This is a genomic window from Nocardia aegles (assembly GCF_052545135.1).
Genome location: NZ_JBQWRI010000001.1, coordinates 265098 through 283748, shown reverse-complemented (window position 1 = coordinate 283748; position 18651 = coordinate 265098). Strand labels below are relative to the sequence as shown.

The window sequence follows — 18651 nt, the reverse complement described above, 5'->3', positions numbered from 1 at the left end:
ATCCTACGCTCGCACCCATGCCCGACGCCGCGGAGCTGCTGGAAGCCCGCATTACCGACCTGCGCGCCGCGGTCCGGCGCGCGGTCGCTTCGGGTGATCGTCTCGCGGCCCGGAAGTTGCGCGGCGAGCTGCGGGCCGCCGAATCCGAGTGGGACGAAGCCGTTCTCGGCGCCGACGCCCACGCGCCTGAGCCCGCGCCCGCGCCGAGTCTTCCTGTCCGCGAGCACGTGCACCGCGCACTCACGTTGCTGGGAGTTCCCTCCGCCCCCAAACTGGTGTTGCAGGTCCACACCGCATTCTTCTCCGGCGATCTCGTTCCCGCGCGTCTGACCAGCCTGCGCCGTGACGAGGAACGCTCCTTCCGGGCGGCTCCCCTCGTCCGCCCGTACTACGTCTGCGCGGCCCTGACCACGGATCTGCTGGCGCCCGCGCGCGGGCTCTTGGCGTTGAGCAGCTGGCCCTTGCGCCAGCGCATGATCGGCCCGCTGAGCCCACGCGTCGACCTGTTGAGCACTGCGGTCCGCCTCGCCGACCATCTGCGCGCGCAGGAGAACCCGACTCCCGAAGCGCGCAGGCTCATCTGGCGGCTGGCCAACTCGATCCCCGGCGTGACTGGCACCCCGGACACGATTGATGCCGAGGCAGTGAAAGACGCCGCGCGGCGTGAGCTCGCGGTACACCGGGAAGACGACGCGCGCCATCGGGACCGGGCCGCGCGCCGGGCGGCTCAGCAACTCGACAATCCCGCCCAATTGTTCGGCGTCCGGCTCACCGTGGCCGGCAAACGAAAGGAGGTGGGTTGAACACGCTCTCGGCCAGGCTCGACGAGTTGCGCGGCGCCGCGCCCGCCATGCGGCACAATGCCCGCACCATCGCCGCCCTCACCGCCAATCCCGGCTGCGCCCGCCGCGCCCTGCTCGACGCCGCCGCCGTCGACAAGTCCGCGCTCGCCCGGGAACTCGGCTACCCGCCGCAGTTCGGTCAGTCCTCGTTCGCCATCACCCGGGGCAACTCTTTCGAGGCGATGGTGAAGGCCAACGGCTGCGCCGAACTCCTCGCCCTCCTGCGCGACACCCTCGGCCTGACCATCCCCGAGGTCGCCTACCACGACCTGGAGTCCGTCGCCGAGAACACGGGCAATGCCGTGCGCTGTCAGCGCACCCGCCAGCTGCTGGCCCAGGCCCTCGACACCGGCGAGGGCACCCTTTTCGACCACCCCTTGCTCCGTCTCGACATCGCCGGGGCCACCGCCTATCTCGAACCCGACGTGGTCGCCCTGCAGATCGACGGCATGTTCCATGTCGTGGAGATCAAGTCCTTCCCTGTCGTGGATGGCCGGGCCGACCCCGCCCAGGTCGCCGCCGCGGCCCGCCAGTCCGCGGTGTACGTGATCGCGTTGCGCCGCCTTCTCGAGGATCTCGGCGCCGACCCCGAGAAGCTGGTCTCCCACAACGTGATCCTGGTCTGCACCAAGGACTTCACCAACCGCCCGGTCGCCACCATGGTCGACCTGCGCAAGCAGATCGCGGTCGTCTCCCGCCAGCTGTCCCGGCTGACCGCCATCGCCGACCTTGTCGACCTGGTCCCCACCGGCGCCACCTTCGAACCCGGCCCACAGCTGGAACAAGTGATCTCCGGCATCCCGGCCCGCTTCGCCCCCGAATGCATCTCCACCTGCGAACTCGGCTTCGCCTGCCGCGCCGAAGCCCGCGCCTGCGGTTCGGTCGACGCGCTCGGCCGCGGCGTCCGCGACGAACTCGGCGGCCTGGTCGACCTGGACACCGTCCTCGCCCTGGCGCGCGGCTCGCTCGCTCCCACCGAGGACCAGTTCGACATCGCCGAATTGCTCCGTACCGCACACCGTTTGCGCCAGGAGACCGCGTGATGAGTCCAGACCGGTCTACTTTCGGCTCGCGACGATGAGTGTCCTGTCCGCCCTCGCCAAAGTCGAAGCCGCCCGTGCCGGGCACGCCCAGTCCACCGCCACCGTTCGCCACTGCCACCTGTCCGAGCGGCCGATGGTGCTGATCCCGCTGCGGCTCGCGGGCGAAGCCGCCGCGCCCCTCGCCGTGCTCGCCGGAACCAGCCCCGACGAGGCGCGGTTGCTGATCGTCCCCCAGCCCCGCGACCGCGTCCTGCGCCTGCGTTTCGCGGAAGAACTCGCCGAGATCCTGCTCCCCCACATCACCCGCTACACCGACGACACCGAACCCGTCGTCATCGACAAGAAGACCAACGAGACCATCGACCGCTGCGTCGACGCACCCCAGATCTGGGTCCCCAACCCCGCCGCCGTCACCTTCCTCGAGCTGCTCGGCCGCTCCCTGCGCTTCCGCCGCGCCGAGGGCGAAGACGCGGTCCCCGAGTCGATCCCGCTGCTGGGCCGCTGGCTCACCTGGTACTGCGACCGCGCCGAACACCCCGGCTCCACCGCCCTGGCCGCCCTCACCACCCACCTGTCGACCCACTGGACAACCGGCCAATCCTCGCTCGAGGATGCCAATCTCACCGCCCTCCTCGGCTGGATCGCACCCCCGGACGGCCGCACCGGCCCCGAAGCGGCGGCCCGCGCCGAGGACCCCACCCTGTGCCCACCGGCGGGCCCCGGCCACCGACCCCGGCTTCGACAATGTCGTCCTGGCCCCACTGATCACCGCCTATGACACCGCACCTGACGAGGTCGCTCGCACGCGCGCCGTGCGGCGGCTCGAGCAGGCCCTGCGTACCCAGCTCGAACCGACCTGGACCCTGATGTGGCAGGGAGTCTCGCTGCTTCGCGCCCTCCCCGAAGGCGCCAGCGTCGCGAAGCGCTGGGCCGAGGACGTCCGCTCTTTCTCCTATTTCGCCGAAACGCTCGCCGAGGGCGCTCCCCAGCCCCGCCGCGACTCGGCCGTCTCGGCGGTCCGCCGACTCCTCAGCCGTGAACAGGCCCTCGAAAAGCTCACCGCCGCCATGGCCTACGACGACCCCTACGTCATGCTCGAACACCGCCTGGCCGGCAACGCCTGCCTGGCCGAGGTCATCGACGCCGCACCCACCCGGACCACTCTGAGCGACAAGGGCAAACGGATCCTGCGGCCCCTCCTGCGCGTCACCACCACGGACCCGTTCACCCCCGCCGTCGGCGAAGCCCTGCACAACACCGCGGTCAGGGGCCAGCAGGCCACCGTCCTCGAACTCGACGACGACATCATCGTGGTCGAACTGAGCGGCGGAATGGGCCGCAGCACAACGACTCCCGCCGAGGGCACCGTCAGCACCGAGGGCGACCGCATCGTCCTCGCCCGCTTCGGCCCCGACGGCAACTTCCGCCCCGCCGCCCTGCCCTCCCCTGAGGAAACCCCCTGGACGCACGGCGGCCCGCCGGAACTCACCGAGGAGCCATGACATGTCCGCCGCCGATACCACCGTCGCGAACATCCTCACCGACCTCGCCGACCCCACCCACAAGGCCATCGTCGTGGATTCCCCGCCCGGCGCGGGCAAATCCACTCTCGTGGTCAAGGCAGCCCGCCAGCTCGCCCAGGACGGCACCCAGCGCATGATCGTCGCCCAGACCAACGAACAGGTCGACGACCTCATCGCCCGGCTCGCCACCGCCGAACCCGGCCTGCGCATCGGCCGCCTCTCCGCCCAGGGCTATCGCCGCGCCGAACGCATCGACCTGCCCACCGTGCGCGACGCCGTGAAAGTCGCCGACCTCGAGGACTGCGCCGTCCTCGTCGGCACCGCCGCGAAATGGGCCACCCTCACCGAGGGCACCTGGGAACACGCCATCGTCGACGAGGCCTACCAGATGCGCTCGGACATGCTGCTGCGCATCGCCCGCCGCTTCGACCGCGGCCTGTTCGTCGGCGACCCAGGCCAGCTCGACCCGTTCGCCACTGTCGAATCCGATCGCTGGGCCGGGCTCGACTGGGACCCCACCATGAGCGCCGTCTCGGTCATGCTCGCCAACAACCGCGACCGTCACATTCCCATCCACCGCCTGCCGGTCTCCTGGCGTCTGCCCGCCTCCGCCGCCCCCGTCGTCTCGCGCGCCTTCTACCCTTTCACCCCGTTCGACGCAGGCACCGCCCCCGGCACCCGCCACCTGGGATTCCGCACCGGCGGCCTGCGCACCTCCCTGGACCGCTGCCTCGACGAAGCCGCCGAACACGGCTGGGCCTTCTACGAACTACCCGCACGTAACACCCTGCGCACCGACCGCGAGGCGTTGGCCGCGGTCGCCGCCCTGACCGTCCGCCTCCTCGAACGCGGTGCCGAAGCCACCTCCGAACAGGGCACCCACCCCGTCACCGCCGACCGCCTCGCCGTCGGCACCGCCCACCGCGACCAGGCCGAGGCCATCCGCCTCGCGCTGCGCGGCACCGTCGCCGAACCCGTCACCGTCGACACCGCCAACCGGTTGCAGGGCCGCGAATACGACGTCACCGTCGTCCTGCATCCCCTATCGGGCCGCCGGGATGCGAGTTCTTTCCACCTAGAGGCCGGCCGCCTGTGCGTCCTGACCTCCCGGCACCGCCACGCCTGCATCGTGGTCGGCCGCGCCGGTATCCCCGAACTCCTCGACGCCCATCCGTCGGCCGAACCGGTCCACTTGGGTGTCGCGGTGAAGTTCCCCGACGGCTGGGAGGCCAACCAGTCCGTCCTGAATCACCTTTCGGCGCACCGCATTCCAGTGTGACGGGCTGTCCGCCGTTGCGCCGGCACGCGGCTGCGTCCTCTCCGAGGCACCCGGCTCGGGTCTGCGGAGGCGGACACGCCCGGGACGATTGACGTCACTTCCCCTCTAGAGCCTCGATGGCATGTCCGTCAGCGAACGTTTCCGAATGTGCGGATCACTGCCCGGAAAGCGAGGATCCTACTTTTGGAGGGTCTCGGGGCCGATCTGCAGCAGTGACCAGACCAGGAGTGCGCCGACAATGATCGTGAAGAAGACGATCGACGGAACACCGCCGTTATCAAAGGTTTTCGTCCATGTCTTAACCGTGGCCGCCTCGGCGAAGAAGGTCAGAATGAGCACGCTGAGGACGGCGACCGCAGCCCACACAGCACGGGGCTGATGCGACACGTAGCCCAGGATCCACCCGGACAACAAGGTGACGGGCAGCGCGAGCAGCATCCAGCTGAAACCGAGCAAGAACAGTTTGTCGCTGTACTCCTTCGGGTCGAACTCACCGGCCTCGTCCGGCGATTCGTTCGCTCCCGGCCGGACGCGCCCGATCTGGACGACGGCGTGTCCGAGGCAGGCCACGGCACACGCGACGATCAAGGTGAAGTAGCCCCCGGCCGGGTCGAGCGGCGGGTGGCGCGCCCAGTGCAACGGCAGCCAACTGACACGATATGCCCCTACGCCCTTGGTCTCAGGGCAGACGCGGCCACGCCAGCGCAGCCATCGTCGAATCCGACGGTCAGGCTGCGTCGCCGCTCGCGTAGCACGCCCCCTTCGCGGTGGGCGACGCCCTCGCCGAAGTCGATGCGCAGCTCGGCGCGACGGGCGTCGACTTCCCGCACCACCCCACAGACACCGCTGAACGGCCCCTCCGGGAAGTAGACGACATCTCCTGGTCCGTAATCGGTGAACCCCACGCTCGTCACAGTAACCGAAGTCTCCGACGCTCGGCCGCAGCTCGGTGTCGAGGTCAGCGGGTACGCGCCCGTGTGGACAGCGGTCCGCGCCGGCCAGCGGCACGGTCGGCGAGCAGGATCATGACGTCAGGTTTCGCGATGCGATATCCGGTCGACTCCGACCGCCGTCGAGGGCGGACAGGTGACGTCCCAAAACACGGATACAGCCGGTTCCGCAACCGGTGAGCAATACATATAGGGGAAGCCCCTAATGCCGCGGTTCGATTTTCCCCGCAGCGCGGAAAACACCCGTGACCTTTCGCGGCAAGTGCGCAAGAGTGTAATTGTGCAGTCGCTGCCCCGTCGGTAAGCGCGACCGCGATGCAGTGACCGTAGATCCAAGATCTGTCTGCGGGGGGAGGCCGTGGGCAGACCCCGCGACGGGGGATGGCGGGCGGAAACGCTCGCCGCAGAGTGAAAGGATTTACGTTGTTCTCGTCAAGCGCACGCCGTACCTTGGCCCGCGTGGCTGTCGCCGGTGCGATCGCCGCAATCCCGTTGACCGCGCTGGCGACGCCCGCGTCCGCCACTCCGAGCACACCCACGGTTACCCAGGCCGGGTACGAGCAGTATTACAACAACGTCTTGGTCGACCGGCCCCACTACGGCGCACCTCCTTATGGCCGCGGCCCTGGCTGGGGGCAAGGCTGGGGCGGCGGGGGCTGGAACCAGGGCTGGGGCGGCGGAGGCTGGAACCAGGGCTGGGGCGGCGGAGGCTGGGGCGGGGGCTGGGGCCAGGGATTCGGCCCGGGCACAGGCTCGTTCGGCAGCAGTTAGACAGTCCCCTGAAGACGCCGGTGGCCCACTCCGAAATCCGGAGCGGGCCACCGCGCGAATCAGCCCGAGTATCAGGCGGTTTCGGTGATCGGGCGATCGACCCAGCTCATCAGGCCGCGCAGCTTGGCGCCGGTGACCTCGATCGGGTGCTCGGCGTTCTTCTTACGCAGCGCCTCGAGCTCCTTGTTACCGCCCTCGACGTTGGCCACCAGACGCTTGACGAAGCTGCCGTCCTGGATGTCCTTGAGGATGTCCTGCATGCGCTTCTTGGTGTCGGCGTCGATGACCCGCGGGCCCGACAGGTAACCACCGAACTCGGCGGTATCGGAGACGGAGTAGTTCATCCGCGCGATACCGCCCTCATACATCAGGTCGACGATCAGCTTCAGCTCGTGCAACACCTCGAAGTAGGCCATCTCCGGCGCGTAACCAGCTTCGACCATGACCTCGAAACCGGTCTTGACCAGTTCCTCGGTGCCGCCGCACAGCACAGCCTGCTCACCGAACAGGTCGGTCTCGGTCTCTTCCTTGAAGGTGGTCTTGATGACACCGGCGCGGGTGCCGCCGATGCCCTTGGCGTAGGACAACGCCAGCGCCTGACCCTCGCCCTTCGGGTCCTGGTCGATCGCGATCAGCGCGGGAACGCCCTTGCCGTCGACGAACTGACGACGCACCAGGTGGCCCGGGCCCTTCGGGGCGACCATGCCGATGGTGACGTTGGCGGGCGGCTTGATCAGGCCGAAGTGGATGTTGAGGCCGTGGCCGAAGAACAGCGCGTCGCCGTCGGCCAGGTTCGGCTCGATGTCGTTGGTGAAGATCGACGCCTGCGCGGTGTCGGGCGCGAGCACCATGATGACGTCCGCCCACGCCGAGACCTCGGCCGGCGTGCCGACGGTCAGGCCCGCCTCCTCGGCCTTCGGACGCGACTTCGAACCCTCGGCCAGACCGACGCGGACCTCGACGCCCGAGTCGCGCAGGCTCAGCGAGTGCGCGTGGCCCTGGCTGCCGTAGCCGATGACAGCGACCTTGCGGCCCTGGATGATCGACAGGTCGGCATCGTCGTCGTAGAACATCTCGACTGCCACTGTGGTTCCTTCCGGGATCATCCCCGCGCGAGGCGGGGCACACCGGCTGGCGCCGATGTGGATTTACGTTGTTCTGGATCGGATCACCCCCGCACGTGGCGGGAGGGGATCATTCCCGCGTGAGCGGGGAGGCGGCACGCCAACCGTCGATCGCAGAAAGACTAGCGTGTGGCCGCCGCCGGGCGGTCGGCCCCATCGGTGTGCCGCTGGTCAGCTCATCGGGTGGCGGTGATGGACTTCGGTCCACGGCCCACCGCGACGACACCGGACTGCACTATCTCCCGGATGCCATACGGTTCGAGCATCCGCAGCAGCGCGTCGAGCTTGGACCGGGTCCCGGTCGCCTCGACGGTGAGCGCGTCCGGCGACACGTCGATGACCTTCGCGCGGAACAGACCCACGGCCTCGATCACCTGCGTGCGCACACTGGCGTCGGCGCGCACCTTCACCAGGATCAGTTCGCGGGCCACCGAACTGTCGGAGTCCTGCTCCACGATCTTGATGACGTTCACCAGCTTGTTGAGCTGCTTGGTGACCTGCTCGAGCGGCAGGTCCTCGACGGTGACGACGATGGTCATGCGCGAGATCTCGGGGAGCTCGGTGCCACCGACCGCCAGCGACTCGATGTTGAAGCCGCGGCGGGAGAACAGCGCCGCGACCCGTGCCAGCACGCCCGGTTTGTCCTCGACGAGAACGCTGAGGGTATGCGTGGTACTCATCCGTTGTTCACCTTGTTCTGTTCGTGCGACATCGCCGTGTGGATGACCGCGGGCTCGGCGGCCTGCTCGTCATCGTCGAACAGCGGACGGATGCCGCGAGCGGCCATGATCTCGTCGTTGCTGGTGCCCGCGGCGACCATCGGCCACACCTGGGCGTCCTTGCCGACGATGAAGTCGATCACCACGGGACGGTCGTTGATGGACTGCGCCTCGCGGATCGCGGCCTCCACGTCCTCCTCGCGCTCCACCCGGATGCCGTGGCAGCCGAGGGCTTCGGCGAGCTTCACGAAGTCGGGGATGCGCAGGGTGTGCGTGCCCAGGTCGGTGTTGGAGTAGCGCTCCTGGTAGAACAGCGTCTGCCACTGACGCACCATGCCGAGGTTGCCGTTGTTGATCAACGCGACCTTGATCGGGACGCCTTCGACAGCGCAGGTGGCCAACTCCTGGTTGGTCATCTGGAAGCAGCCGTCGCCGTCGACCGCCCACACCTCTTTGTCCGGCGCGCCCATCTTGGCGCCCATGGCCGCCGGGACGGCGTAGCCCATGGTGCCCAGACCGCCGGAGTTCAGCCAGGTGCGCGGCTTCTCGTACTTGATGAATTGGGCGGCCCACATCTGGTGCTGGCCGACGCCCGCGCAGTAGATCGCGTCGGGTCCGGCCAGGCGGCCGAGCGCCTCGATGACGAACTCCGGCGACAGCGAGCCGTCCGCGGGCGGGGTCCAGCCCAGCGGGTAGGCGTCGCGCACGCCGTCGAGGTAGGTCCACCAGTCGCCCAGCGCGAGCGGCAGCGCGTCGCCCGCGGCCGCGTCGGCCTTCAGGGTCTCGATGAGCTCGATGATCACCTCTCGGCAGTCGCCCACGATCGGGACGTCGGCGTGGCGGTTCTTGCCGATCTCCGCCGGATCGATGTCGGCGTGGATGACCTTGGCGCCGGGCGCGAAGGAGTCCAGCTGACCGGTGACGCGGTCGTCGAACCGCGCGCCCAGGGTGATCAGCAGATCCGACCGCTGCAAGGCGGCGACCGCGCCCACGGTGCCGTGCATGCCGGGCATGCCCATGTTCAGACGGTGGCTGTCGGGGAACGCGCCGCGCGCCATCAGGGTGGTGACCACGGGAATGCCGGTCAGCTCGGCCAGCTGCAGCAGCTCGGCCGAGGCGTCGGCCTTGATCACGCCGCCGCCGACGTAGAGCACGGGCGCCTTGGCTTCCAGGATCATCCGCGCGGCCTCGCGCACCTGCTTGCCGTGCGGCTTGGTGACCGGGCGGTAGCCGGGCAGCCGCATCTCCGGCGGCCAGCTGAAGGTGGTCTGTGCCTGCAGCACGTCCTTCGGGATGTCGACGAGCACGGCGCCGGGGCGGCCGGACGCGGCGAGGTAGAACGCCTCCGCGATGATGCGCGGGATGTCGACGCCGTCGGTGATCAGGAAGTTGTGCTTGGTGATCGGCATGGTGATGCCGGAGATGTCGGCTTCCTGGAACGCGTCGGTGCCGATCAGGCTGCGGCCGACCTGGCCGGTGATGGCCACGATCGGGACCGAGTCCATCTGCGCGTCGGCGATCGGGGTGACCAGGTTGGTCGCGCCGGGGCCGGAGGTGGCCATACACACACCGACCCGGCCGGTCGCCTGCGCGTAACCGGTGGCCGCGTGACCCGCACCCTGCTCATGGCGGACGAGCACGTGACGGACCTTGGTCGAATCGAAGAGCGGGTCGTAGACGGGAAGGATCGCGCCGCCGGGAATGCCGAATACGGTGTCGACGCCGAGCTCCTCGAGCGACCGGACGACCGACTGCGCGCCGGTGACCCGCTCGGGCGGGAGCTGGCGGCGGTTGGCCGCGGACGTCGCGTTGGCAGCGGGCGTGGCCTGCTGATTCGCCGAAGGCGCTGGCCTACGGGCCGAAGGCCCGGGCCGTGCGGTAGGTGCGCTCACCGTCTTCGTTCCTCACTTGGTTGTGGTTCTGACCCCGGATGTTGTGCCAGCGGTGTCTTGCGCTTCGCCATGCCGGACATTAGTCCGAACATAAAAAAGCCCCCGACAGCGCAGGGCTGATCGAGGGTGGCGCGTCGCAACGCGAGCTGACGTATTCGACTCAGTGTGTCAGGCTCAACGCTGGACGCGCCGGCCGATTACGAGCAACTCGTTTCGATTCACGCGCACGACGTTAAGCGGGTGTGAACCGAAGAGTCAAACAGATGACCCTATGCGTCCCATTATGTGGGACAGTGCGGCTGCTTGTGTCCGTTCATCAGGATGCGAGGATGGTGGTGTGTCATCACCGCATCAGTCCGTGCCACCGCCTGAATCGTCCCACACACCCGCGGGGACAACCGATACGGGTGGCGCCTCCGACGCCCATGTGATCCGTATCCCACGGCTGGCCTTCCTGGGTGTGTTCATCCTGCTGATGTGCGTGTTCTTCCCGTTCGTCGGCTGGCCCGCCGGACTGTGGTGGCTGCTGCTGATCCCGGTCGCGGTGCTGGCGTGGGTGCTGCGAACGCAGACCCGCGTCTCGGACGCGGGTCTGGAGCTGCGGACGCTGTTCGGCTCGCGTCACCTCGACTGGGGGCAGCTGAAGGGTCTGCGCATCCCGAAGCGTGGATACGTGCGGGCGGACCTGACCGACGGCACCGAGGTGAAGTTGCCCGCGGTGAGCTACGACCGGCTGCGCGATCTCGCGGCGTTCTCCCGCGGACGGATTCCGGACCCGTTCGCCGAGCCCGAGCAAGTCGCGCGACAAGAGCCCTCCGCCGAACCCGCCGACGCGAGCCGACACGGCGGGACCTCGAGCGCCGAGGGCGGCCCGGCGACCAATGGGATCGCGAAGTCCGGCGAGAACACCGAGGAAGACGCGCGACGCGACGGCACGACGTGAGCGCCCACCGCAGCCCGACCGGCGGGTCGTGAAATCCGGCGACGGCCATGTCATCGCCGCGACCGGTACCGAGGCGCAACGGTCGCCGCTGTTGGGAGGCCGCGGTCGAGTGATGGGATGATTTCCCCGGAGCAGTGATCCTCCGTCCCGTCCCCACCCCGACGCTCGCGCACCTGCGGCGTCACCGTCGCCCGCGACACCACGCACCGGCGACACACCCAACCCGGCTGACCGCGATCGGACGCCACACCACCCGGCCGGTGGGCACGCCCACCGGGAGTAACGTGGTGGATTGCCGTGCACGCCCCGCGCCCGTCGCACGTCAGCCCCCGCGACCCGAGGACCATCGAAATGCCACCGCTTCGTTCACGAACCACGACCATCGGCCGCAATGCCGCAGGCGCACGCGCACTCTGGCGCGCCACGGGCATGACCGACACCGACTTCGGCAAGCCGATCGTCGCCATCGCGAACTCCTACACCCAGTTCGTTCCCGGCCACGTGCATCTGAAGAACGTCGGCGATATCGTGGCCGACGCGGTGCGCGCCGCCGGTGGCGTGCCGCGCGAATTCCACACCATCGCCGTCGATGACGGCATCGCCATGGGACACGGCGGCATGCTGTACTCGCTGCCCTCGCGCGAGATCATCGCCGACTCGGTCGAATACATGGTGAACGCGCACACCGCCGACGCGCTGGTCTGCATCTCCAACTGCGACAAGATCACCCCGGGCATGCTCAATGCGGCCATGCGCCTGAACATTCCGACGGTGTTCGTCTCCGGCGGGCCGATGGAGGCGGGCAAGGCCGTCGTCGTCGGCGGGGTCGCGCAGGCGCCGACCGACCTGATCACCGCGATCTCCGCGAGCGCGAACCAGGCGGTGTCGGAGGAGGGGCTGTCCGAGGTCGAGCGCTCCGCGTGCCCGACCTGCGGTTCCTGCTCGGGCATGTTCACCGCGAACTCGATGAACTGCCTCACCGAGGCGCTGGGTCTCGCGCTGCCCGGCAACGGCTCCACCCTCGCGACGCACGCCGCGCGCCGGGCACTGTTCGAACGGGCGGGAACCGTGGTGGTGGACATCGCCAACCGCTGGTACCGCGCGGACGACGCGTCCGTGCTGCCGCGCAATGTCGCCGATGCCAACGCTTTCCGCAACGCGATGGCGCTGGACGTGGCGATGGGCGGTTCGACCAACACCGTGCTGCACACGCTCGCCGCCGCGCAGGAAGGCGAGATCGACTTCGATCTGCACACCATCGAGGAGATCAGCCGCCGGGTGCCCACACTGTCGAAGGTGTCGCCCAACTCCGACTACCACATGGAGGATGTGCACCGCGCAGGCGGCATCCCCGCGATCCTCGGCGAGCTGCGCCGAGCGGGACTGCTGGAGACCGACGTCGCCACGGTGCACAGCGCGAGCTTCGACGAGTGGCTCGACACCTGGGACATCCGCTCCGGCAAGGCGTCCGCGGAAGCCATCGAACTCTTCCACGCCGCCCCGGGCGGGGTGCGCACCACCGAGCCGTTCTCCACCGCCAACCGCTGGTCGTCACTGGACACCGACGCCGAGGGCGGCTGCATCCGCGATCTCGAGCACGCCTACACGAAGGAAGGCGGCCTGGTCGTGCTGCGCGGCAACATCGCGCGCGACGGCGCGGTGCTCAAGACCGCGGGCATCGACGAGGAGCTGTTCTCCTTCCAGGGCCCGGCCGTGGTGGTGGAGTCGCAGGAGGAGGCCGTGTCGGTCATCCTCGGCAAGAAGATCAAGCCGGGCGACGTGATCGTGGTCCGCTACGAAGGGCCCGCGGGCGGGCCCGGCATGCAGGAGATGCTGCACCCGACCGCCTTCCTGAAGGGCTCGGGCCTCGGCAAGGAGTGCGCTTTGATCACCGACGGCCGTTTCTCCGGCGGCACCTCGGGCCTGTCGATCGGGCACATCTCGCCCGAGGCGGCCAGCGGTGGTGTCATCGGACTGGTCGAGAACGGTGACCAGATCCGTATCGACGTGACCAGCCGCACGCTCGAGGTCCTCGTCGACGACGCCGTGCTGGCCGAACGCCGAGCCAAGATGGAGGTCTCCGATCGGCCGTGGCAGCCGGTGAACCGCGATCGCCCGGTGACGACGGCGCTGCAGGCGTACGCGGCCATGGCCACCTCGGCCGACAAGGGCGCCGTTCGCCAGGTGCTCCCCCGCCTCTCCGGGTCTCGAGGCCGGACCGATTCGGCGCGGTAGGACTTGGTCTCCGGTCCTGAGTTACCCGTGCACCTACGAGATCAGTTGTCACCTGCGCTGAGACCGGGGTGACAAAGGATGACGGCCCGTTCGTCCCGCCTGGGACGAAGGGGCCTTCGGTCCGTCTGGATTCAGTCGAAGGGGCCGATGCCCGTCAGCGGATTGCCGCCGTGCAGGTACCAGTACGCGCCGACCGCGGCGGCGACGGCCAGCAGCAGGATGACGAAGGACCCGGAGGCGGGGCGGATGGCCCAACCACGGTTGCGGTCGAAGGACAGGCGACCGGGACCGGTCAGGATGATGACGGCCGAGATGCCCGCGAGGACGCTTTCGTATTCCACCGCTCCCGGCCCGGCCTTGTACTGGAACCCGGGCGCCATGCCCTGCTTCCAGGCCCAGGCGTCCAGGATGACCGCGAGCACCGCACCGGCCGCCAATGGCGTGGCCAGGCCGAAAATCAGCAGCGTGCCGCCGCCGACCTCGCCCGCTGTCACCAGGAGGGCGGACACGCTCGGGTGGTCCCAACCGCCGCGCTCCATCATGTCGCGGGTGCCGTCCAGGCCGGGGCCGTGGAACCAGCCGGTCAGCTTCTGCAGGCCGTGGTAGAGGAAGGTGGCGCCGACGATCACGCGCAGCAGCAACAAGCCCAGGTCGAGCGTGCCGCGGCGGACCTCGCCGTTGCGGCGGCGCAGTCGCCCCGTGTCGCTCGGCGGGGCGGGAGCGGGCGGAATGCTGGCGTACCCGTAGGTGGGCACGGCTGTCGCGCCCGCCGCGGGGGTGCCCGCGCCGGTGCCGGGGACCTCGGGCTCGAGCCCGAGTTCTTCCTCGGTGCGCGGCACGTCCTTGGACAGCTGCGGCTGCTGGGTCGGATCCACCCGCTCGAACTGCTCGGTCGGCGAGTCGTACGGGCTGGTCACTCCCCGACCGGTGGACGACACCGCCGTCTGCTCGGCCGTGGAGGGAGTGGCGTTCCCGGCCTTGGGTTCGGATGTTTCTCTCGGCTTGTCGGTCACGGCCAATACCCTATGCCGCACCGCACGGGGCGGGCGAGTTCGGCGCGGCGTGTCAGTGCGCGCGCGACACCCCCACCCGGAAGGGCGCGAGCGACGGAATTTCCGTAACGTCTGGGCTATGAGTTTGGTTGTCGTGGGCCGCGTCGCGGCGAGTCTGGCGCTCGGCTGCGTCCTGCTGGTCGGATGCGCCCGGTTCGACGATTCGGCGTCCAGTCCGTTCACCCCGGAACCGACCCTGCACGGAGCCAACATCGACCCGAAGAAACCCAGCCAGCCCCCCACCTCGACCACCCGGCCGAGCGGCCCGTGCATCGATCCCGACCCGGCGGTGGTCGCCACCTGCCTGGATACCACCGGCGGCCTGGTCGCGCTCCCCGACGGCGCGCTGGTCGCCGAGCGCCGCACCGGGCGCATCCTGAAGGTGGCGCCGGATCAGCCGCCGGTCGAGATCGCCCGGCTGGACGTGGACGGCTCCGGCGACGGCGGGCTCAGCGACATCGCGCTGTCGCCTACCTACGCCGAAGACGGCTTGATGTACGCGTATATCACCACCGGCAGCGACAACCGGGTGGTCCGCATCGCCGAAGGCGGCTCCCCGAAGGACGTGCTCACCGGGATTCCGAAGGGTGCGAGCGGAAATCACGGCGCGATCGAATTCGCCTCCCCCGACCAGATGCTGGTACTGACCGGTGACGCGGGCAATCCCGGCGCGGCCGCTTCGACGAGTTCCCTCGCGGGCAAACTGCTGCGCGTGAACTCCCCCGTGCCCGGCCGGTCGCCCGCGCCCGAGATCGCCGTCTCGGGTATCGGCAGCGCCGGGGACGTGTGCCGGGACGGCAAGGACAGCATCTGGATCACCGACCGCACCGCGGCCGAGGACCGGCTGCAGCGGCTCGGTGGCGACGGCACGGTCACCACCGTGTGGACCTGGCCGGACCGGCCCGGCGTCGCCGGGTGCGCCGCCGCCCAGGACGGTGTCGCGATCTCGCTGACCCACGCGAAGGCCCTCGCCATCGCCGCCGCCGACCCCATCACCCACGCGGTCACCGCGACGCCGACGCTGACGGCGCAGGACAAGTACGGACAACTCGGCGGCGCCGCGGTCGGCGCCGACGGCACCATCTGGGTGACCACGGTGAACAAGACCGACGGCCAGCCGGGACCGTTCGACGATCGCGTCGTCCGCATCCCGCCCCCGCAGGCCGGAGGCGGCGGACCGGACTGAGTTGTCCGCACTCCTCGAACCCGGACAGCGCACCGGGAACTATCAGCGGGGAACCACCACGCTGATCACCGGCGCCGATGCCGCGTCCCGGATCTCGGCGGAAGACCTTGCCGGAGCGAAGGCGGAGGTACGCCTAGCCGCAGGCGGCGAGGACGAGTTCCCGAACTCGCGCCGCGTCGGCCTGGCCGCGGGTCGCCTTCATGACGTCGCCGACGATCTTGCCCGCGGCCTGGACCTTGCCGGAGCGGATCTTGTCGGCGATGTCGGGGTTGGCGGCCAGCGCCTTCTCCACCTCCGCTTGCAGGGCGCTGTCGTCGCTGACCATGCCGAGGCCCTTGGCTTCGACGATCTGCGCCGGGTCGCCCTCGCCGGCCAGCACGTGGTCGACGACCTGCTTGGCCACCTTGTTGTTGATCGTCTTCGCGTCGACCAGCTTGATCACCTCGGCGACCTGGGCCGGGCTGATCGGCAGTTCTTCCAGCGCCACCTCGCGCTCCTTGGCCTTCTCGGTGAGGTAGGCGACCCACCAGGAACGCGCCTCGTTGGCCGGGGCGCCCGCGTCGACGGTGGCGATGATCAGGTCCAGCGCGCCCGCGTTGACCAGGTCGCGCATCACCTCGTCGGACAGGCCCCAATCGGACTGGATGCGCGCGCGGCGCAGCCAGGGGTATTCGGGGATGGTGCCGCGCAACTGCTCGACCCAGTCGGCGTCGGGCGCGACGGGCTCGAGGTCCGGCTCCGGGAAGTAGCGGTAGTCCTCGGCGGTCTCCTTGCGGCGACCGGGCGACGTGGTGCCGTCGGCCTCATGAAAGTGCCGGGTCTCCTGCACAACCGTGCCGCCGCCGGCGAGCACCGCGGCCTGCCTGCGCATCTCGTAGCGCACCGCGACCTCGACGCTGCGCAGCGAGTTGACGTTCTTGGTCTCGGTGCGGGTGCCGAATTCCGTTGCGCCGATGGGCATCAGGGAGACGTTCGCGTCGCAGCGCAGCGAACCCTGCTCCATCTTCACATCGGACACCCCGAGCGACTTCAGCAGATCCCGCAGCGCCGTCACATACGCCCGAGCCACCTCGGGGGCGCGCTGCCCCGCGCCGGTGATGGGCTTGGTGACGATCTCGATCAGCGGCACGCCCGCCCGGTTGTAATCGAGCAGGGAGTGGCTCGCGCCGTGGATGCGGCCGGTCGCACCGCCGATGTGCACCGACTTGCCGGTGTCCTCCTCCATGTGCGCGCGCTCGATGTCGACGCGGAAGGTGCTGCCGTCGTCGAGCACCACGTCCAGGTGCCCGTTGGTGGCGATCGGCTCGTCGTACTGGCTGATCTGATAGTTCTTCGGCTGATCGGGGTAGAAGTAGTTCTTGCGCGCGAACCGGCCCCACGGCGTGATCGAGCAGTTCAGCGCCAGCCCGATCCGGATGGCCGACTCGACGGCCTTCTGGTTGACCACCGGAAGCGACCCGGGCAGACCGAGGCACACCGGGCACACCTGAGTGTTCGGCTCGGCGCCGAACTCGGTCGGGCAACCGCAGAACATCTTCGTCGCGGTGTTCAGCTCGACGTGGACCTCCATGCCGAGCACCGGCTCGAACCGGGCGATGACATCCGAGTAATCCATCAGGTCGACCGTGGGTGCGCTCATGGCCATCAGTTTAGGTAAGCGCTCGCGCCGCAGCGCAGGGGCTCTCGCGTCCCGTGGCGCTATTTCGCCGGGACCCGCTGCCGCAGCCAGCCGGTGACGTAGTCGAGCACTTCGGGAGCGATGGTCGTCTCGATGGCGCCGTACTCGCTGGGACGGCCCGTCTCCGTGGGCTGCATCAGGTGGTTGAGACCCGGGAAGACGTGGACGGTCGCGTCGGGGTCGGCGGCGAGGTGGTCGCGCATCGGCTGCTCGCTCTGCGCCGGGGGCACCTGGAGGTCCTTGCCGCCGAAGAACGCCAGCACCGGAACGCGCAGCGCGGCCAGGGCGGGCGCCGGATCGTAGGCGACCAAGGAGGCCAGATACGGGGTGATCTGCGCGGCCGCCTGATCGTCCGGCACGCGCTGGTCGGCGGGCAGTGCCTGGTTCTGCCGAACGGCCAGTTGTCTCGCACCGTCGAGGTCGCCCGCTTTCAGCAGGGCGGCCAGCTCGGCGGTGTCGCGGACCCGGGTCTGCACCTGGTCGGGAGGGGTGCCGTTCGCGGTGGCGAGCAAGCGCGTCTGTTCGACGAGCACGTCCGATCCGGGAACGCCCGGTCCGGCCATCAGCACCGCGAAGGCGACGCCGCTGTCCGGGCGCGCGGCGACCAACGGCGCGAGGTAGCCGCCCTCGCTGTGGCCGAAGAGCCCGACCCGCGCCGGATCGATGTCGGAGCGGGCGCGCAGGAAGCGGACGCCCGCGGCGACGTCCTCGGCCAACACGGTGTAGTCAGCGTCGTCCAGCTTGCCGCCGGTGCCGCCGACGCCGCGGTCGTCGGTGCGCAGCACCGCGTAGCCCGCACGGGTGAAGGTGTCGGCCAGCAGCAGGAACGGCTTGTGGCCCATGAGTTCCTCGTTGCGGTCCTGGGCGCCGCTTCCGGTGATCATGAGAATGGCGGGGAACGGGCCCGCACCCTGCGGTTCGGTCAACGTGCCCGCGATGGTGATGCCGCCGTTGCTGTAGCTGACATCCTCCGTCTTGTACGGGAACGGCGGCTTCGGTTCCTGCGGATGGGCGGGCGGTACGACCTTGCCACGGCTCAGCACCAGCGGGAATTTCTGGCCCGCCTGGCTGAGATCACCAGTGATCCGGTCGGTTCCGGACTCGTACTTGCCGTGGAACACCGGGTCGCCCGGGACGTCGGGGACCGCGAAAGACACGCCGTTGCGGTCGGAGCTGACGTCTTTGAGTTGCACGCCGCTCATGCCCTGCGAGGGGATGTCGATGGTGGCCGTGCCGTCGTCGTGGAAACTCACGCCGACCGGCACCGGCCGGCCGGGGAGCTCGACGGCGCCGTGCCAGTCACCCGTGGTCGGCTCGGGCGGATTCGACTCCGAACACCCGGCCGCCAGTGCCGTGATCACCAACAGTGCCAACGCGATCAGTCGCCCACTGCGCATGCGACTCACAGTACCGA

Annotated in this window: 17 protein-coding genes; 9 read left to right on the top strand and 8 right to left on the bottom strand. The window is 69.4% G+C overall.

Annotated elements, in window-relative coordinates:
- Positions 1-17: 17 nt before the first annotated feature.
- Genes ACT89H_RS01330 through ACT89H_RS01310 form a run of 5 tightly spaced genes read left to right on the top strand, consistent with a single transcriptional unit; the run spans position 18 to position 4687 of the window.
- The gene (locus ACT89H_RS01330; protein ID WP_445106619.1) at positions 18-803 is read left to right on the top strand and encodes a hypothetical protein; all 786 of its coding nucleotides are present in this window, start codon (positions 18-20) and stop codon (positions 801-803) included.
- A complete protein-coding gene (locus ACT89H_RS01325) occupies positions 800-1885 on the top strand; it encodes a hypothetical protein (RefSeq protein ID WP_445106618.1) in 1086 nt (361 codons plus the stop codon). Before ACT89H_RS01330 ends, ACT89H_RS01325 begins: the two co-directional genes overlap by 4 nt.
- Positions 1886-1919: 34 nt before the next feature.
- Positions 1920-2663 carry a hypothetical protein gene (locus ACT89H_RS01320; protein ID WP_445106617.1) on the top strand — a complete coding sequence of 248 codons (744 nt, stop codon included), beginning with the start codon at positions 1920-1922 and terminating at the stop codon, positions 2661-2663.
- Between the two features lie 34 nt (positions 2664-2697).
- Positions 2698-3387: a hypothetical protein gene (locus tag ACT89H_RS01315; RefSeq protein ID WP_445106616.1), complete on the top strand. Its 690-nt coding sequence runs from the start codon at positions 2698-2700 to the stop codon at positions 3385-3387.
- A gap of 1 nt (position 3388) precedes the next feature.
- Positions 3389-4687, top strand: a complete 1299-nt coding sequence (locus tag ACT89H_RS01310; protein ID WP_445106615.1) for an AAA domain-containing protein — start codon at positions 3389-3391, stop codon at positions 4685-4687.
- 177 nt (positions 4688-4864) lie between these two features.
- Here the strand turns inward: ACT89H_RS01310 and ACT89H_RS01305 are convergent, their stop codons facing one another.
- Entirely contained in the window at positions 4865-5326 is a 462-nt protein-coding gene (locus tag ACT89H_RS01305) for a hypothetical protein (RefSeq protein WP_445106614.1), read from the bottom strand.
- A 26-nt stretch (positions 5327-5352) separates the two neighbouring features.
- Positions 5353-5592: a hypothetical protein gene (locus tag ACT89H_RS01300; RefSeq protein WP_445106613.1), complete on the bottom strand. Its 240-nt coding sequence runs from the start codon at positions 5590-5592 to the stop codon at positions 5353-5355.
- Positions 5593-6096: 504 nt separating this feature from the next.
- Between ACT89H_RS01300 and ACT89H_RS01295 the strand changes: the two genes are divergently transcribed.
- The gene (locus ACT89H_RS01295) at positions 6097-6408 is read left to right on the top strand and encodes a hypothetical protein (RefSeq protein ID WP_445106612.1); all 312 of its coding nucleotides are present in this window, start codon (positions 6097-6099) and stop codon (positions 6406-6408) included.
- A gap of 71 nt (positions 6409-6479) precedes the next feature.
- On the opposite strand, the gene ilvC is transcribed toward ACT89H_RS01295, so the two are convergent.
- The 3 genes from ilvC to ACT89H_RS01280 all read right to left on the bottom strand — a co-directional run bounded on the left by ilvC (position 6480) and on the right by ACT89H_RS01280 (position 10143).
- On the bottom strand, positions 6480-7481 hold the full coding sequence (gene ilvC / locus ACT89H_RS01290; protein WP_445107320.1) for a ketol-acid reductoisomerase: 1002 nt from the start codon (positions 7479-7481) through the stop codon (positions 6480-6482).
- A gap of 227 nt (positions 7482-7708) precedes the next feature.
- Positions 7709-8212, bottom strand: a complete 504-nt coding sequence (ilvN, locus tag ACT89H_RS01285; protein ID WP_039799659.1) for an acetolactate synthase small subunit — start codon at positions 8210-8212, stop codon at positions 7709-7711.
- Positions 8209-10143: an acetolactate synthase large subunit gene (locus ACT89H_RS01280; protein WP_445106611.1), complete on the bottom strand. Its 1935-nt coding sequence runs from the start codon at positions 10141-10143 to the stop codon at positions 8209-8211. The genes ilvN and ACT89H_RS01280 overlap by 4 nt, the downstream gene beginning before the upstream one ends.
- A gap of 337 nt (positions 10144-10480) precedes the next feature.
- On the opposite strand from ACT89H_RS01280, the gene ACT89H_RS01275 reads away from it, so the two are divergent.
- The gene (locus ACT89H_RS01275; protein ID WP_445106610.1) at positions 10481-11086 is read left to right on the top strand and encodes a PH domain-containing protein; all 606 of its coding nucleotides are present in this window, start codon (positions 10481-10483) and stop codon (positions 11084-11086) included.
- A gap of 351 nt (positions 11087-11437) precedes the next feature.
- The gene (gene ilvD / locus ACT89H_RS01270; RefSeq protein WP_445106609.1) at positions 11438-13321 is read left to right on the top strand and encodes a dihydroxy-acid dehydratase; all 1884 of its coding nucleotides are present in this window, start codon (positions 11438-11440) and stop codon (positions 13319-13321) included.
- Between the two features lie 131 nt (positions 13322-13452).
- On the opposite strand, the gene ACT89H_RS01265 is transcribed toward ilvD, so the two are convergent.
- Positions 13453-14334 (bottom strand): DoxX family protein, encoded by an 882-nt coding sequence (locus ACT89H_RS01265; RefSeq protein ID WP_445106608.1) that lies wholly within the window; start codon positions 14332-14334, stop codon positions 13453-13455.
- 118 nt (positions 14335-14452) lie between these two features.
- Here ACT89H_RS01265 and ACT89H_RS01260 point away from each other — a divergent pair, with 118 nt between their 5' ends.
- Entirely contained in the window at positions 14453-15559 is a 1107-nt protein-coding gene (locus tag ACT89H_RS01260; protein WP_445106607.1) for a PQQ-dependent sugar dehydrogenase, read from the top strand.
- 133 nt (positions 15560-15692) lie between these two features.
- Here the strand turns inward: ACT89H_RS01260 and gatB are convergent, their stop codons facing one another.
- Positions 15693-17198, bottom strand: coding sequence for an Asp-tRNA(Asn)/Glu-tRNA(Gln) amidotransferase subunit GatB (gene gatB / locus ACT89H_RS01255; RefSeq protein ID WP_445106606.1), 1506 nt, complete (start codon positions 17196-17198; stop codon positions 15693-15695).
- Between the two features lie 59 nt (positions 17199-17257).
- Entirely contained in the window at positions 17258-18634 is a 1377-nt protein-coding gene (locus ACT89H_RS01250) for an alpha/beta hydrolase family protein (protein WP_445106605.1), read from the bottom strand.
- Positions 18635-18651: the final 17 nt, after the last annotated feature.

Excerpts from the sequence above, each read along its gene's own strand:
- gatB (WP_445106606.1), bottom strand. The coding sequence starts at position 17,198 with ATGAGCGCACCCACGGTCGACCTGATGGATTACTCGGATGTCATCGCC.
- ACT89H_RS01330 (WP_445106619.1), top strand. The coding sequence starts at position 18 with ATGCCCGACGCCGCGGAGCTGCTGGAAGCCCGCATTACCGACCTGCGC.
- ACT89H_RS01250 (WP_445106605.1), bottom strand. The coding sequence starts at position 18,634 with ATGCGCAGTGGGCGACTGATCGCGTTGGCACTGTTGGTGATCACGGCA.
- ACT89H_RS01320 (WP_445106617.1), top strand. The coding sequence starts at position 1,920 with ATGAGTGTCCTGTCCGCCCTCGCCAAAGTCGAAGCCGCCCGTGCCGGG.
- ACT89H_RS01310 (WP_445106615.1), top strand. The coding sequence starts at position 3,389 with ATGTCCGCCGCCGATACCACCGTCGCGAACATCCTCACCGACCTCGCC.
- ilvD (WP_445106609.1), top strand. The coding sequence starts at position 11,438 with ATGCCACCGCTTCGTTCACGAACCACGACCATCGGCCGCAATGCCGCA.
- ilvC (WP_445107320.1), bottom strand. The coding sequence starts at position 7,481 with ATGTTCTACGACGACGATGCCGACCTGTCGATCATCCAGGGCCGCAAG.
- ACT89H_RS01260 (WP_445106607.1), top strand. The coding sequence starts at position 14,453 with ATGAGTTTGGTTGTCGTGGGCCGCGTCGCGGCGAGTCTGGCGCTCGGC.
- ilvN (WP_039799659.1), bottom strand. The coding sequence starts at position 8,212 with ATGAGTACCACGCATACCCTCAGCGTTCTCGTCGAGGACAAACCGGGC.